Raw genomic sequence first — 15631 nt, 5'->3', positions numbered from 1 at the left:
TTTTGATTTATAAGGGTTTTATTTTCCTGTCATATCGGCAATTCTGCCAAAGACGTACAAAAGTCACAAATTTTCAAAGTGTAATTAAACGGAATTAACTATCGAATCTGTGGGTTATCCCAACTGTACCTTATCAATAAGGGCGTATATCGTAACGGTAACACTGTAAAAGGGAGCATAGCGATGAGCACGTCAGACGATACCAATAAAGTCGGCAAATGCCCGTTCCATCAGGGCGGTCACGATCAGAGCGCGGGGGCAGGTACCAGCAGCCGTGACTGGTGGCCAAAACAACTCCGTGTCGACCTTCTTAACCAACATTCCAACCGTTCGAACCCTCTGGGTGAAGACTTCGACTACCGCAAAGAATTCAGCAAACTTGATTACTCTGCGCTTAAAGGCGACCTCAAAGCACTTTTAACCGACTCTCAACCGTGGTGGCCAGCCGACTGGGGCAGCTATGCAGGTCTGTTTATTCGTATGGCCTGGCACGGTGCAGGCACCTATCGCTCCGTTGATGGGCGCGGTGGTGCAGGACGCGGTCAACAGCGCTTTGCGCCGCTGAACTCCTGGCCTGATAACGTCAGCCTGGATAAAGCACGCCGCCTGCTGTGGCCAATTAAGCAAAAATACGGGCAAAAAATCTCCTGGGCTGACCTGTTTATCCTCGCGGGTAACGTGGCGCTGGAAAACTCGGGTTTCCGCACTTTTGGTTTTGGTGCCGGGCGTGAAGACGTCTGGGAACCGGATATGGACGTTAACTGGGGCGACGAAACGACCTGGCTGAAGCACCGCGACCCGGAAGAGCTGGCGAAGCGTCCACTCGGCGCAACCGAAATGGGCCTGATTTACGTTAACCCGGAAGGGCCAAATGCCAGCGGCGAACCGCTGTCAGCGGCAGCGGCGATTCGCGCCACCTTTGGTAACATGGGTATGGATGACGAAGAGACCGTCGCGTTGATTGCAGGGGGGCATACTCTCGGTAAAACCCACGGCGCAGGAGAAGCGACCCATGTAGGTGCTGATCCGGAAGCCGCACCGATTGAGGCGCAGGGTCTTGGCTGGCATAGTACGCACGGCTCTGGCGTTGGCGAAGATGCTATCACCTCTGGTCTGGAAGTCATCTGGTCACAAACCCCGACCCAGTGGAGCAACTATTTCTTCGAGAACCTGTTCAAATATGAGTGGGTGCAGACACGTAGCCCGGCCGGTGCCATTCAGTTTGAAGCCGTAAATGCGCCGGACATTATGCCTGATCCGTTCGACCCGTCGAAAAAACGCAAACCAACCATGCTGGTCACCGACCTGACGCTGCGTTTTGACCCGGAATTCGAAAAAATCTCCCGTCGTTTCCTGAACGATCCGCAGGCTTTCAACGAAGCTTTCGCACGTGCATGGTTCAAACTGACCCACCGTGATATGGGGCCAAAAGCGCGGTACATTGGTCCGGAAGTGCCGAAAGAAGATCTGATTTGGCAGGATCCGCTGCCACAGGCGGTGTTCAACCCTTCGAAGGAAGATATTGAAAGTCTGAAAGCGGAAATTGCGGCATCGGGTCTCTCCGTAAGCGAGCTGGTTTCTGTTGCCTGGGCGTCTGCTTCAACCTTCCGCGGCGGCGATAAGCGTGGCGGTGCCAATGGCGCACGTCTGGCGCTGGCGCCTCAGCGTGACTGGGATGTGAACGCCGCAGCGGTTCGTGCACTTCCTGCTCTGGAAGCTATTCAGCGCACCACTAACAAAGCTTCCCTGGCAGATATTATCGTGCTGGCGGGCGTAGTAGGCGTGGAGCAAGCCGCGAAAGCGGCAGGCGTATATGTCACTGTACCGTTCACACCAGGCCGTGTGGATGCACGTCAGGATCAGACGGATATCGAGATGTTCAACCTGCTCGAACCGATTGCCGATGGCTTCCGCAACTACCGTGCCCAGGTTAATGCCTCGACCACGGAATCACTCCTGATTGATAAGGCCCAACAGCTGACGCTGACCGCGCCTGAACTGACGGTGCTGGTGGGTGGCTTGCGTGCATTGGGTGCTAACTTCGATGGCAGCAAGAATGGCGTGTTCACCGACCGCGAGGGCGTGCTGAGTAATGACTTCTTCGTCAATCTGCTGGATATGAATACCCAGTGGAAAGCGACCGATGAGTCAAACGAACTGTTTGCCGGTAGCGACCGCGCCAGCGGTGAAGTGAAATATACCGCGACCCGAGCCGATCTGGTCTTCGGCTCTAATGCCGTCCTGCGCGCGCTGGCAGAAGTTTATGCCAGCAGCGATGCCAGCGAGAAGTTTGTCCGTGACTTCGTTGCAGCATGGGCGAAAGTGATGGATTTGGATCGTTTCGACCTGCAGTAAATAAAAAATCCCCGCTTCGGCGGGGATTTTTTAACACCATGTGGGCTGCGACTATTCCCACTCCTGTAAGAACCGCTGTCCGTACTGATCGGCAACCAACAGTGCCGCGTAAACCTGGTCCGGCGACACGCCGCCCGGCATGTTATGAATGGTTTCGCCTTCCGCGCAGGAGGCTTCCGCAATCAGACGCATTTTAGCCGGGATATCCTCTTTGATGTTCAGCTGTGCCAGCGTGATGGGCAAACCAACGCTGTGACAAAGCGCCGCGACGGTCTCTATTTCTTCTACCGGGGCGTTTTCCAGTACCAGCTGCGTCAGCGTACCGAATGCGACTTTTTCACCATGATAGAAGTGATGTGCGTCCGGCACTGCCGTCATGCCGTTGTGAATGGCGTGTGCTGCAGCCAGCCCGCCGCTTTCAAAACCGACGCCGCTGAGATACGTATTGGCTTCAATGATGCGTTCCAGCGCCGGTGTTACGACGTGCTGTTCCGCCGCCAGCATCGCTTTTTCACCCTCTTCAATCAGCGTGTTGTAGCACAGCTCGGCGAGCGCTAACGCAGCCTGCGTACATTTGCCTCCTGCCATGGTGGTTGCGCCACTGCGGGAACAGGCTCGTGCTTCAAACCAGGTGGCCAGTGCATCGCCAATCCCCGCAGCCAGCAGACGTGGTGGTGCTCCTGCAACCACATTGGTGTCGACGATAACCATGTTCGGGTTGTGCGGTAGCATCAGGTAGCGATCGAACTCGCCGTTGTCGGTATAAATCACGGAAAGCGCGCTGCACGGCGCATCAGTGGAGGCGATAGTCGGGGCAATGGCGACCGGCACATCCATAAAGTGTGCCAGCGCTTTGGCGGTATCCAGCGTTTTACCGCCGCCGATACCCAGTACCGCCATGCAGTCGGCACTGTCTGCCAGTTTTTTTAGTCGATCGATTTCATTTTGCGAACATTCGCCGCCAAACGGTGCGATTTCAGCATGCAGTTCTGCGTTTTTAAAACTCTTGCGTAAAGTCTCTTCAGCAAAGCCCAGCACAAATTTATCGCCAACCACCAGCCAGCGCTGTGCAAGTGGCTTCAGATAGTCGCCGAGACGGGTTAGCACATTAGCGCCCTGGATGTATTTCCCCGGCGATTGAATGATACGGTCCATAACAGTTCTCCCTTAGAGGTTGAGGTTACCAAACGCGTTTTTCCAGTCTTGCTCGAACTTCTCTATGGCTGACTCTACCGCTGGGGTGCCGAGCATTTGTTGCGCTACATCTAAAGGAAGCGTGATTGCTTCGCATCCGGCAAGCAGGCAATCCAGCGCCTGTCGCGGAGTTTTAAAGCTGGCGGCAAGTACTTTGCTCTCTGGCGCATGCATTTCAAGCAGGGATTGCAGTTCTTGCACCATGCGAATACCGTCACCGCCTTGAGCGTCGACGCGGTTCACATACGGGGCCACATACTTTGCTCCTGCCAGTGCGGCGAGTAACCCCTGTGCTGCGCTGTATACGGCGGTACCCAGCGTGGTAATGCCCTCTTTTTCCAGAGCCTGAATCGCGATAAGCCCCTGAGCCGTCACCGGAATTTTGACCACGATGTCCGGTATGACATTACTCAGGCGTTTAGCCTCCGCCACCATGCCCTCTGCATCGCGGCTCATGGTTTGGGCAAACAGCGTGCCGTCCGGCCCGATGGCCTTTTGCAGGCGCGGCAGCACGTCCCAGATGGATTCACGGCTGGCAGCGATAATGCTTGGGTTAGTGGTCACGCCCGCAATGGAAAAAATGCGTGCAAGGCGTTCGACTTCCGCCACGTTGGCGGTATCCAGATACAGTTCCATCACTCTTCCTCGTATTAAAGTTCTAATTCGTGTTGCAGCAGAGAAGCAATAGCCTCCCCGGAGCTGGCGTTCACCAGCGCGTTGCGGAAATCTTCATGCATGATGCGACGTGCCAGGCGTGAGAAAATTCGCATGTGCTGGTCGCCTGCGGCGTGTTTGTTCAGCGTCAGCATGATGATGAATTGCGCTTCCTCATCTCCCCACATGACGGGGGCTTTCAGGCGTGCAACGCTGATGGTGGATTGCTCAATGTGCTCCGATTTGCTGTGTGGGATGGCAAAACTAAAACCCAGCCCGGTAGAAAATACGGCTTCGCGCGCCCACAGATCGGCTTCCAGCTTGCGCGGATAGCGGCAACGCCCAGCGAGCAAAAGGTTATCGGTCATGCCTTTCATGACCTCTTCTTTACTGTTCCAGTCGTTATCCAGAGAAATGCAGCGTGGCGTCACCAGCGGCGTATCCTGCTGATTCATGCGGAACTGGGCGAGCAGGTGTTCCACTTCAAGCGAGGTGCGACACGCCATGGCCTGGTTCAACAACTGGCGGCAGGCGCGGCTATCAAGCTGTGCCAGGCGCGCTTTGGTCGCCGGGATAGCAGGCGACCCCATACTGAGCTCGTCCAGGCCCAAACCTACCAGCAATGGCAACACAGAACCTTTTGCACCCAGCTCACCGCACAGGCCAATCCATTTTCCCTGGCGATGGACGGCCTGTACCGCGTAATCCAGTGCGCGCAGGAAAGCCGGGTTCAGGCTGTTGTAATGGCGCGTGACTTTGGCATTGTCTCGATCAACGGCAAGGAGATACTGCGTCAGGTCATTGCTGCCGATACTAAAGAAATCAATTTCTTCGCAGCATTGATCGATGATGAACATCACCGAGGGCACTTCCAGCATGATGCCGAGCGGGATTTTTTCATCAAATGGAATATGTTCAGTACGAAGCTGCTGCTTCGCTTCGGCAAGCTTCTCTTTAACCCACAGGATCTCTTCCATGGAGGAGATCATCGGGATCATGATCTTCAGGTTGCCGTGAGCAGAGGCGCGCAGGATCGCCCGAAGCTGGGTGGTGAAAAGCGTTGCATACTCTTCGTAGATACGTACTGCGCGGTAGCCGAGGAAGGGGTTGTTTTCTGCCGGTATGTTCAGGTACTCCACCGGTTTATCGCCGCCGATATCCATAGTACGCACGATAATGCTGCGCTCATTTGCACTTTCAAGTGCCTGGCAGAAAATGTTGTACAGCTCGTTTTCACCGGGGGCGCTGGTGCGATCCATATACAGCATTTCGGTGCGGAACAGGCCAACGCCTTCGGCACCGTTACAAAATGCCGCCACGGCTTCCACTGCATGAGCGATGTTCGCGGCAATCTCAATGCGCAGGCCATCTGATGTTCTGGCTTCCCGATCAAGCCAGATGCGTTGCTGCTCGCGGATCGCCTGTTGTACTCGTGCTTCCTGCTGATAGTAGCGCACCACCGCATCACTGGCATTGACCACAACCACGCCCGCATTGCCATCTACGAAGACAGGCTGGTTGCGCCATTGAAGAAGACCTTCGCTATCGACGCCGACCAGCGTGGGAATATTGAAGGAGCGCGCAAGAATAACGGTGTGCGAAGTGGTTCCGCCGCTCTTTAACAGCAGCCCTTTGAGTAATGTTTTATCCAGTTCCAGGAACTGACCGGGAGTGAGGTCGTCTGCAAGGCAGACGGTCGGCTGCGTCAACTGGCCTGGCGCCGGGAAGCGTTGTTCTCCATAAATGTGTTGTAAAAGTTGATAGCAGACATCGCGCACGTCCAGTACCCGCTCCTGCAGGTAGCTGCTACTGGAACGAGAAAACGCATCGCAGAAATGGTTTGCAGTAGCGATTGTTGCTTGCGCGCAGCTCAGTCCCTGGCTCACGCCTGCAAGAAGATGCTGGCGCAGTGAGGTATCCGTCGCCAGCGATCGATGCGCATCGAGAATGGCGCTGGCGGTACTCTCGCTGTCCATCGCACGCAACTCAATGTTTTTCACCAGCAGGGTGAGACCGTTATTCAGCGCAGACTGCTCTTCTTCAACATTTTTCGCATCGGGTAAATCAGTCAGTGCATTGAGATCCAACGAGGTCAGTAAGGTCAGAATACCCTGGGCGCTACCGCTGCAAACAGGCATGGCGCGGAACAGCGTTGGGTTAAGGCGCGTGAGGGATTCTGGTAATGGATCAAGCTCGGTAGTGATGGTTTCTGCGAGTGGTGAATCACAGTGCGGGAACTCTTCCCGGATCCAGTGTTCCAGTTGTTGATGGGCGTTTTGCTCATCTTCCCCTTGAATCACCAGGCGACATGCATCACCTGCCAGCGTATCGGTACCAATAAGAGCCAGTGCGCTTCTGGCATCGGCCTTACGGCCAGTGCGCAGGTTGTGCCATTCGATTTGTGAGCTAAACGTATTGCACAGCGTTTCCACATGACTTGCCGGACGCGCGTGAACCCCGTTGGGTAATTCACAGATAAATTCCACTACCAGAGCCATACACACACTCCTCAAACCAATCATCATTAATTGGGGAACAGCATACGAGTGCGGTGATGACGCGCGCCATGTGACAAATCTGCCAAAAACTGGACAAATGTAATATCACTCGAAAAGTGAGATTTGACTCACAGGTTGTAATGGTTTGTCTTACGCTTCCGTCTGTGCGAAATGTCGAGGCGGATCGCATTTTCATTTCAACATTACAAAAATCCAGTAAATGGCCTTTTTGTCTCCTGTCCGCCGACTTTCTGATTGCCTATTGTTTGCCACAACACCTTTAGGGCTTTAGGCCAGGAGCGACATATGAAAGAGTTGGTGCATATTCTCAAGAACACGCGGCAGCATCTGATGACAGGTGTGTCGCACATGATTCCGTTCGTGGTTGCAGGCGGAATTTTGCTGGCGGTTTCAGTCATGTTGTACGGCAAAGGCGCGGTACCGGATGCAGCAACCGATCCCAACCTGAAAAAACTGTTCGATATCGGCGTGGCCGGGTTAACGCTGATGGTCCCCTTCCTCGCCGCCTATATTGGCTATTCCATTGCCGAACGTGCCGCGCTTGCACCTTGCGCCATTGCGGCCTGGGTTGGTAACAGCTTCGGTGCGGGTTTCTTCGGCGCCATTATTGCCGGGATACTCGGTGGGATAGTTGTCTGGTATCTGAAGAAACTGCCGGTTCCGAAAGTGCTGCGCTCAGTCATGCCTATCTTCATCATCCCTATCATCGGCACTTTTCTTACCGCGGGCATCATGATGTGGGGCCTGGGTGAGCCTGTCGGGGCGTTGACCACGGGGTTAACTCAGTGGCTGCAAGGAATGCAGCAGGGCAGCATCGTTGTGCTGGCCGTCATCATGGGGCTGATGCTGGCCTTCGATATGGGAGGGCCAATTAACAAAGTGGCCTATGCCTTTATGTTGATTTGTGTTGCCCAGGGCGTCTACACCGTTGTGGCAATCGCAGCGGTGGGTATCTGTGTGCCTCCGCTGGGGTTAGGCCTGGCGACGCTCATTAATCGCAAGAATTTTACTGGTGAAGAGCGTGAAGCGGGTAAAGCGGCACTGGTGATGGGCTGCGTTGGGGTCACCGAAGGGGCGATTCCATTTGCTGCAGCCGATCCTCTGCGCGTGATCCCTTCCATCATGTTGGGCTCCGCGTGCGGTGCAGTGACGGCTGCCGTGATGGGCGCACAATGTTATGCCGGATGGGGTGGGCTTATCGTTCTCCCTGTGGTGGAGGGCAAACTGGGCTACATCGCGGCAGTAGCCGTGGGTGCGGTGGTTACCGCCATCAGCGTTAACGTGCTGAAAAGTATTGCCCGCAAGAATGCAAAACAGGTCGAAGAAAAAGAGGACGACCTGGATCTGGATTTCGAAATTAACTGAATGAGGAAGAGAACATGGCCCGAATTATCGCAGTAACGGCATGCCCGTCAGGCGTTGCGCATACCTATATGGCGGCCGAAGCACTGGAAAGTGCCGCTAAAGCCAAAGGCTGGGAAGTGAAAGTTGAAACGCAGGGGTCGATAGGTCTTGAGAACGAACTGACGGCTGAGGATATCGCCGCAGCGGATATGGTGATCCTGACTAAAGATATCGGCATTAAATTCGAAGAGCGTTTTAGCGGGAAAACCATCGTGCGCGTCAACATTAGCGACGCGGTAAAGCGTGCTGACGCCATCATGAACAAAATTGATGCCCACCTGACACAAACCGCCTGATGCTCTCCCGCCCTTCGGGGCGGGCTCGTTTTTCCGTTACAGGAGTTACCTCATGACGAATCGTACCCAGCGTCTGAAAGACGCACTCTTTGCTAACCCGCGCGAAATCTCACTTGAGCGTGCTTTGCTCTATACCGCCAGTTATCAGCAGACGGAAGGCGAGCCGGTTATGCTCAGGCGCGCGAAAGCCACGGCGTACATTCTCGACCATGTGAATATCGCGATTCGTGATGAGGAACTGATTGCCGGAAACCGCACCGTTAAACCGCGCGCAGGGATTATGTCCCCTGAGATGGACCCGTACTGGCTGCTTAAGGAGTTGGATCAGTTTGCCACACGACCCCAGGATCGCTTCGACATTAGCGACGAGGATAAGCGGATCTACCGTGAAGTGCTGTATCCCTGGTGGGAAAAACGGTCGATGAAAGATTTCATCAACAGCCAGATGACGGATGAAGTGAAAGCCGCCGTGGGGACACAGATTTTTAGCGTCAATCAGACGGATAAAGGGCAGGGGCATATCATCATTGATTACCCACGCCTGCTGAATAATGGTCTGGGTGCGCTGGTAGAGGAAATGCGTGAACACTGCACCCGCGATACGGAGAACACCTTCTATGCCGCGGCGCTGATTCTGCTTGAAGCCTCGCAGCGCCACATTCTGCGCTATGCAGTGCTGGCTGAAGACGTCGCTGCCATCAGCCATGGCTCTCGACGCGAGGAATTACTCAAGATTGCGGAAAACTCTCGTCATAACGCTCAGCATAAACCGCAAACGTTCTGGCAGGCGTGTCAGCTATTCTGGTACATGAACGTTATTTTACAGTACGAATCTAACGCCAGCTCGCTCTCCATCGGGCGCTTTGATCAGTATATGTTGCCGTTTTATCAGGCTTCGCTCTCGCAAGGTGACGATCCTTCGTTTCTGAAAGAACTTCTGGAATCACTGTGGGTGAAGTGCAATGACGTGGTGTTATTACGTTCGACCAGCAGCGCACGTTATTTTGCCGGATTTCCGACGGGATATACTGCACTGCTGGGCGGCCTGACGGAGAGTGGTCGCAGTGCGGTGAATGTGCTTTCCTTCCTGTGCCTGGATGCCTACCAGAGCGTTCAGCTTCCGCAGCCCAACCTTGGCGTGCGAGTGAACGAACTTATTGACCGACCTTTCCTGCTCAAAACTGCAGAGACGATCCGTCTGGGAACCGGTATTCCGCAGATATTTAACGATGAAGTGGTGGTGCCAGCTTTCCTGAATCGTGGTGTGTCACTTGAAGATGCACGTGATTACGCTGTTGTCGGCTGCGTTGAACTATCCATTCCGGGTAAAACCTACGGCCTTCACGATATCGCGATGTTTAACCTGCTGAAAGTCATGGAAATCGCGATGCAGGAGAACGAAGGTAATGCGGATCTCAGTTATGAAGAGTTGCTGAGGCATATTCGCGCCAAAATTAATCACTACATTGCGCTGATGGTCGAGGGGAGCAATATCTGCGATATCGGCCACCGCGACTGGGCGCCCGTGCCGCTTCTCTCTTCGTTTATCAGTGATTGCCTGGTTACGGGGAGAGATATTACCGACGGCGGTGCACGCTATAACTTCTCTGGCGTGCAGGGGATAGGGATAGCGAATTTGAGTGACTCATTGCATGCTCTGAAAGGGCTGGTTTTTGAACAGCAACGCTTAAGTTTTGATGAGCTATTAGCCGTGTTAAAAGCCAATTTTGCCACCCCTGAAGGCGAGAAAGTGCGTGCAAGGCTGATCAACCGCTTCGAAAAATACGGCAATGATATTGATGATGTCGACAATATCAGCGCTGAATTGCTGCGCCATTACTGTAAAGAGGTCGAAAAATACCGCAACCCGCGTGGTGGGCAATTTACCCCCGGTTCATATACCGTGTCGGCACACGTACCGCTGGGCGCAGTCGTGGGTGCCACACCGGATGGTCGCTTGGCAGGTGAGCAGCTGGCAGACGGTGGGCTCTCTCCTATGCTCGGGCAAGATATGCAGGGCCCGACGGCGGTACTGAAATCGGTGAGTAAGCTGGATAACTATTTATTATCTAACGGTACACTTCTGAACGTTAAATTCACGCCTGCGACGCTGGAAGGCGATACCGGGCTGCAAAAGCTGGCGGATTTTCTGCGCGCGTTCACCCAGCTTAAACTGCAGCATATCCAGTTCAACGTCGTTAACGCGGACACGCTACGCGAAGCACAGCAGCGCCCACAGGATTTTGCCGGGTTGGTCGTCCGGGTTGCCGGATACAGCGCCTTCTTTGTTGAGTTATCGAAGGAGATCCAGGATGACATTATCCGTCGCACAGCACATCAGCTGTGACGAGGTTGAAACGCGCGCCAATGCGGCGCGTATTTTCAACATTCAGCGCTATTCGTTGAATGATGGGCGTGGCATTCGTACGGTAGTGTTTTTTAAAGGTTGTCCTCACCGCTGCCCCTGGTGTGCTAATCCTGAGTCGATCTCACCGAAAATCGAGACAGTGCGCCGCGTGAGCAAATGTTTGCACTGTAGCCCCTGTCTGCGGGATGCTAATGAGTGCCCTTCTGGCGCGTTCGAGCATATTGGAAGAGACGTTACGCTCGATGTGCTCGAACGTGAGGTAATGAAAGACGATGTGTTCTTCCGTTCTTCGGGGGGTGGCGTCACCCTCTCCGGAGGGGAAGTGTTGATGCAGGCACCTTTTGCGACACTGCTTTTGCAGAGGCTGCGTCGATATGGCGTGCATACAGCCATCGAAACGGCAGGAGATGCGCCTTTATCTCGCTTACTGCCACTGGCGCACCAGTGTGATGAAGTGCTGTTTGATTTGAAAATAATGGATACGGAGCTGGCGCGTTCAGTGGTAGCAATGAATCTGCCCAGAGTGCTCGATAATTTTATGCAACTGGTGGCAGACGGAGTAAATGTGATCCCTCGCGTGCCGCTTATTCCGGGTTTTACGCTCAATGAAACGAACATGGCTCGCGTGCTGGCGTTTCTGTTACCTTCTGGAATACGGCAATTGCATTTACTGCCGTTCCATCAGTACGGGGAACCAAAGTATCGTCTCCTTGGTCAGGAGTGGGGGATGCGGCAAGTGGTTCCGCCAACAGAAAGTGAGGTTGCGGCGATGCGTCAAATGGCTGAGCGCGAAGGTTTCCATGTCACCGTAGGAGGTTAAGTATGGCAGTGATAACGGAACGTCACCTGGTGGCGGTGACCGCTTGTGTCAGTGGCGTTGCACATACCTATATGGCAGCCGAAAGGCTTGAAAAACTCTGCCTGCATGAGAAGTGGAGCGTTCACATTGAGACGCAGGGAGCTCTGGGCGTTGAAAACGAGCTCACAGATGACGATATTCGTCGCGCCGATGTTGTTCTACTGATCGCGGATATCGAACTGGCTGGCAGTGAACGCTTCGAACATACCCGCTACGTGAAGTGCGGGATTAACGCCTTTTTACGTGACCCGCAAAGGGTGATGGGAGCGGTGCGTAAAATGTTTTCCGCACCGCAGCATACTCAGCTCATTCTGGACTAGCCACTTTCCCTGTTAGCTGGCTGTGATACTGGCGACGGTATTCTGACGGGGATCGCTCTGTGTTTTTACGGAACAACCGGCAGAAATAGTTACTGTCAACAAACCCGCAGGCATGTGCCACCTCTTTCACTTTTAAATCATACCCTTTCAGCAACTGACGCGCGTGTTCCAGCCGGGTATGCGTCAGGTATTCATTGAAACCCACTGCACCTGTTTTCTGGAAGAGATGCGACAGATAGTTGGGGGAGATGTAAAACGCCTGCGCCACGGATTCACGGGTTAGCGGCGCGGCGTAGTGCTCGTCAATATAGACCCGAATCGCTTCAAACAGAGCCTGACTACGCGAGGCGGTTTGGATCTGGCTGCCCAGCAGGTCGACGCAGTGGCTAAGCAGGCTGGCGATAATCAGCCGCGCGGTTTGCTGCTCATGCGGCTGCATCTGCATTTCATGGAGCGTTTGTAGCAGGAATGAGCCAATACGAGGACCTCTGCGGGCAACATGCCGTTTTGCCAGGTTACGGACTTCAACGCCATCCCAGTGCAGGAGGCTAAACCCAAGTTGTTGTTTGCCAAACAGAATGCTCAACGTCGTCGCGGGCTTTTGCCATTGCGGATCATTCCAGCCGCCAGCAGGAACGTATAAAACATCACCCTGCTGTAAAACGGAAGCAGCCAGGTCTTTCACCGAACCTTCGAGCACGATCTCCAGACGAGGAAAATCGACCTGCAAGGCAAGTGCGGGAACGGAGGATGTTGAGTTTGCAAAATGCACCTGACGTAGCGGCAACGTGCCGTTTATCAGGTCAGTCAGGATGTGGGTGATATCGTGGTGCATGATGTGAATACCGAGGTATTGCCCGGCAAGCGCAGCGCTGCCGGGCATAAAGCATTAGCCGGTGTTACGCATACCTGCCGCAACGCCTGCAATCGTCACCATCAGCGCCTGTTCAACGCGTGGATCCGGCTCTTTACCTTCTTCTTCCGCCAGACGCGAACGGTGCAGCAGTTCTGCCTGCAGGACGTTCAACGGGTCGGTATAGATGTTACGCAGCTGAATAGACTCGGCAATCCACGGCAGGTCCGCCATCAGGTGGGAGTCGTTGGCGATATCCAGCACCACTTTGATGTCACCTTCCAGCAGTTCGCGCAGCTCTTTACCCAGTGCCCACAGCTCAGGTTTCACCAGGCGCTGATCGTAGTATTCCGCCAGCCACAGGTCAGCTTTCGAGAAGACCATCTCCAGCATACCCAGGCGGGTTGAGAAGAATGGCCAGTCGCGACACATAGCTTCCAGCTCGCTCTGTTTGCCATCTTCTACCACTTTCTGCAGCGCGGCACCGGCACCCAGCCAGGCTGGCAGCATCAAACGGTTCTGCGTCCAGGCGAAGATCCACGGGATAGCACGCAGGGATTCTACGCCACCGGTTGGGCGACGCTTCGCAGGACGTGAGCCCAGCGGCAGTTTACCCAGTTCCTGCTCAGGCGTCGCTGAACGGAAGTAAGGTACGAAGTCTTTGTTTTCACGCACGTAGCCGCGGTACAGATCGCAGGAGATATCTGACAGCTCGTCCATAATATGACACCAGGACGCTTTTGGCTCCGGCGGCGGTAGCAAGTTCGCTTCCAGAATAGCGCTGGTGTAAAGCGACAGGCTGCTGATGGTGACTTCTGGCAGACCGTACTTGAAGCGGATCATCTCGCCCTGTTCGGTCACGCGCAGGCCGCCTTTCAGACTTCCCGGCGGTTGTGACAGCAGTGCGGCATGAGCAGGTGCACCGCCACGGCCAATGGAACCGCCGCGTCCGTGGAACAGGGTCAGCTCAATACCGGCTTTCTCACAGGTTTTAATCAGTGCATCTTGCGCCTGGTACTGGGCCCATGATGCTGCCATTACGCCCGCATCTTTTGCGGAGTCAGAATAGCCAATCATGACCATCTGTTTGCCCTGAATAAAGCCACGATACCAGTCGATGTTCAGCAACTGGGTCATGACATCATTGGCATTGTTCAGGTCATCGAGGGTTTCAAACAGCGGCGCGACCGGCAGGGCGTAGTCGATACCGGCTTCTTTCAGCAGGAGATGAACGGCCAGCACGTCGGACGGCGTTTTCGCCATGGAGATCACATAGGCCGCCACCGATCCTTTCGGCGCATCAACGATCGCTTTACAGGTGTTGAGAACTTCGCGGGTGTCGTTGCTTGGTTCCCAGTTGCGAGGCAGCAAAGGACGTTTGGAGTTCAGTTCGCGGATCAGGAAGGCCTGCTTGTCGGCTTCGGACCAGCTTTCATAATCGCCGATGCCGAGATAGCGGGTCAGTTCGCCCAGGGCTTCGGTATGACGGGTGCTCTCCTGACGCACATCGATACGCACCAGCGGTACGCCAAAACACTTCACGCGGCGCAGGGTATCAAGCAACTCACCGTTCGCGATGATGCCCATCCCACAGGCCTGCAGAGATTTATAACAGGCGTACAGGGGCTCCCAGAGCTGTTCGTTCTGGCTCAGAAGACCTTCGGGTTTTGGCAGGCGCTGGCCTTTAAGTCGTGCTTCCAGCCAGGCCTGAGTAGCCATCAGTTGACTGCGCAGTTTTTTCATCAGGAAACGATACGGCTCGCTGGCACCTTCTTCACCAGCCAGCTCGCGCAGTTCCGGTGTTGCTTCAACCATCGACAGTTCGGAGATCAGCACCTGAATGTCTTTCAGGAACAGGTCGGTAGCCTTCCAGCGGCTCAGCAACAGGACATGACGGGTGATCTCTGCGGTCACGTTCGGGTTGCCGTCGCGGTCTCCGCCCATCCAGGAGGTGAAGCGCACTGGCACAAAATCCACCGGCAGGCGGTAACCCAGGTTCTCTTCCAGCTGTTCGTTCAGTTCGCGCAGGTAGTTCGGAACCCCTTCCCACAGGCTGTTTTCTACCACCGCAAAGCCCCATTTGGCTTCGTCAACCGGGCTTGGGCGATGCTTACGAATTTCATCGGTGTGCCAGGATTGGGCAATCAGCTGGCGCAGGCGGCGCATCAGCTGGTTGCGCTCGTAGTCAGCGATGTCTTTGTTATCCAACTGCTTCAGGCAGTTGTTCACTTCCACCATTTTGTGGATCAGGGTACGACGGGTGATTTCGGTTGGGTGCGCGGTCAGTACCAGTTCGAGCGAAAGGGACTCCACCGCTTTTTTGATGGTGTCTTCATTGAGGCCTGGCTGATCTTTGAGTTTACGAAGCGTACGGGCAATGACTTCCGGGTTGCTGGCAGCTTCGCCATTTGGCGAAATGCTGTGGTATTGCTCAGCGGTGTTTGCCAGGTTCAGGAACTGGCTGAATGCGCGTGCAACGGGTAACAGCTCATCGTTAGAAAGGTTCTGCAAGGTGGTTAGCAGCTCCTGACGATTGGCCTCATTACCTGCACGAGAAGATTTCGATAGCTTGCGGATGGTTTCAACACGGTCGAGGATGTTCTCCCCCAACGCATCTTTGATGGTATCTCCAAGCACTTTGCCGAGCATACTGACATTACTACGCAACGCGGAATATTGTTCGTTCATAAAAACCCAGTCACCCCATCATTTTTGTTTATGCCCAGTCGAAAATCTTCTGGACATTATTTTGTCATCTCCCTTTATAAAGCCACGTAAAACCCCCGTCGTCAATTGCTGCGAAAACGGT

Annotated in this window: 11 protein-coding genes; 6 read left to right on the top strand and 5 right to left on the bottom strand. The window is 54.5% G+C overall.

Features of this window, described 5'->3' with window-relative positions; genetic code table 11:
* The first annotated feature begins 183 nt into the window (after nucleotides 1-183).
* Nucleotides 184-2355, top strand: coding sequence for a catalase/peroxidase HPI (katG, locus tag ACJ9Y9_RS23400; protein WP_028018105.1), 2172 nt, complete (start codon nucleotides 184-186; stop codon nucleotides 2353-2355).
* Nucleotides 2356-2406: 51 nt separating this feature from the next.
* Here katG and ACJ9Y9_RS23395 read toward each other — a convergent pair whose 3' ends face one another.
* Genes ACJ9Y9_RS23395 through ptsP form a run of 3 tightly spaced genes read right to left on the bottom strand, consistent with a single transcriptional unit; the run spans nucleotide 2407 to nucleotide 6701 of the window.
* Complete coding sequence (locus tag ACJ9Y9_RS23395) at nucleotides 2407-3510, bottom strand: glycerol dehydrogenase (protein ID WP_028018104.1); 1104 nt, start codon at nucleotides 3508-3510, stop codon at nucleotides 2407-2409.
* Between the two features lie 12 nt (nucleotides 3511-3522).
* Nucleotides 3523-4185, bottom strand: coding sequence for a fructose-6-phosphate aldolase (gene fsa / locus ACJ9Y9_RS23390; RefSeq protein ID WP_028018103.1), 663 nt, complete (start codon nucleotides 4183-4185; stop codon nucleotides 3523-3525).
* 14 nt (nucleotides 4186-4199) lie between these two features.
* Nucleotides 4200-6701 carry a phosphoenolpyruvate--protein phosphotransferase gene (ptsP, locus tag ACJ9Y9_RS23385; protein ID WP_028018102.1) on the bottom strand — a complete coding sequence of 834 codons (2502 nt, stop codon included), beginning with the start codon at nucleotides 6699-6701 and terminating at the stop codon, nucleotides 4200-4202.
* A 306-nt stretch (nucleotides 6702-7007) separates the two neighbouring features.
* On the opposite strand from ptsP, the gene ACJ9Y9_RS23380 reads away from it, so the two are divergent.
* From ACJ9Y9_RS23380 to ACJ9Y9_RS23360, 5 genes are read left to right on the top strand one after another with little or no spacing between them, the layout of a single operon-like run.
* The gene (locus ACJ9Y9_RS23380) at nucleotides 7008-8087 is read left to right on the top strand and encodes a PTS fructose transporter subunit EIIC (RefSeq protein WP_028018101.1); all 1080 of its coding nucleotides are present in this window, start codon (nucleotides 7008-7010) and stop codon (nucleotides 8085-8087) included.
* Nucleotides 8088-8101: 14 nt separating this feature from the next.
* Nucleotides 8102-8422 carry a PTS fructose-like transporter subunit IIB gene (locus ACJ9Y9_RS23375; RefSeq protein WP_028018100.1) on the top strand — a complete coding sequence of 107 codons (321 nt, stop codon included), beginning with the start codon at nucleotides 8102-8104 and terminating at the stop codon, nucleotides 8420-8422.
* Nucleotides 8423-8474: 52 nt separating this feature from the next.
* Entirely contained in the window at nucleotides 8475-10769 is a 2295-nt protein-coding gene (locus ACJ9Y9_RS23370) for a formate C-acetyltransferase (protein ID WP_028018099.1), read from the top strand.
* Nucleotides 10735-11610, top strand: a complete 876-nt coding sequence (locus ACJ9Y9_RS23365) for a [formate-C-acetyltransferase]-activating enzyme (protein ID WP_028018098.1) — start codon at nucleotides 10735-10737, stop codon at nucleotides 11608-11610. The genes ACJ9Y9_RS23370 and ACJ9Y9_RS23365 overlap by 35 nt, the downstream gene beginning before the upstream one ends.
* A 2-nt stretch (nucleotides 11611-11612) precedes the next feature.
* Nucleotides 11613-11969 (top strand): PTS fructose-like transporter subunit IIB, encoded by a 357-nt coding sequence (locus ACJ9Y9_RS23360; protein WP_028018097.1) that lies wholly within the window; start codon nucleotides 11613-11615, stop codon nucleotides 11967-11969.
* Here the strand turns inward: ACJ9Y9_RS23360 and ACJ9Y9_RS23355 are convergent.
* Together ACJ9Y9_RS23355 and ppc are read right to left on the bottom strand one after the other, a co-directional pair.
* Nucleotides 11956-12804 (bottom strand): AraC family transcriptional regulator, encoded by an 849-nt coding sequence (locus tag ACJ9Y9_RS23355; RefSeq protein ID WP_028018096.1) that lies wholly within the window; start codon nucleotides 12802-12804, stop codon nucleotides 11956-11958. The genes ACJ9Y9_RS23360 and ACJ9Y9_RS23355 overlap by 14 nt on opposite strands.
* A gap of 54 nt (nucleotides 12805-12858) precedes the next feature.
* On the bottom strand, nucleotides 12859-15510 hold the full coding sequence (ppc, locus tag ACJ9Y9_RS23350; protein WP_028018095.1) for a phosphoenolpyruvate carboxylase: 2652 nt from the start codon (nucleotides 15508-15510) through the stop codon (nucleotides 12859-12861).
* Nucleotides 15511-15631: the final 121 nt, after the last annotated feature.

The sequence above is a fragment of the Enterobacter sp. CPE_E1241 genome, from assembly GCF_045618265.1.
Classification (GTDB): domain Bacteria; phylum Pseudomonadota; class Gammaproteobacteria; order Enterobacterales; family Enterobacteriaceae; genus Enterobacter; species Enterobacter adelaidei.
Note: the sequence above shows the minus strand (reverse complement) of the source record. Positions and strands in the feature narration are given on the sequence as shown.